The following is a 375-nucleotide window of genomic DNA, read 5'->3' on the forward strand; positions in this document are numbered from 1 at the left end:
AGCTAACTTGTACTAATTACCCGTGAGGCTTAACCATACAACGCCAAACGCGTTTTGTGACAGAAACAAGCGACAGAAGTTAATAGCTAGAGTAGATAAATACTTAGACTTAAAAAATATTATCAGAATTTTCCAAATTTATGAGGTGACTCTTAGCGCGTAGCGTTAACATTGAGGCACCTTGCGCAAAGGAAATAGTAGCACTACGTGCTTGTCATTACTCCTTTGAACCTAATTTGCTTGGTAAACATAGCGTTTTGGACCCACCTGACCCCATGCCGAACTCAGTAGTGAAACGAAACAGCGCCGATGATAGTGTAGCATTTGCTATGTGAAAGTAGGACATTGCCAGGCTCCAAATAAGAGAAACCCGTT

Annotated in this window: 1 rRNA gene; it reads left to right on the plus strand. The window is 41.3% G+C overall.

The features are described from left to right. Window positions 1-239 precede the first annotated feature (239 nt). A 5S ribosomal RNA gene (rrf, locus tag PSH48_RS21065) occupies window positions 240-354 on the plus strand. Window positions 355-375: the final 21 nt, after the last annotated feature.

This window comes from Pseudoalteromonas sp. Angola-4, assembly GCF_028599265.1.
In the GTDB taxonomy this organism is placed as follows: domain Bacteria; phylum Pseudomonadota; class Gammaproteobacteria; order Enterobacterales; family Alteromonadaceae; genus Pseudoalteromonas; species Pseudoalteromonas atlantica.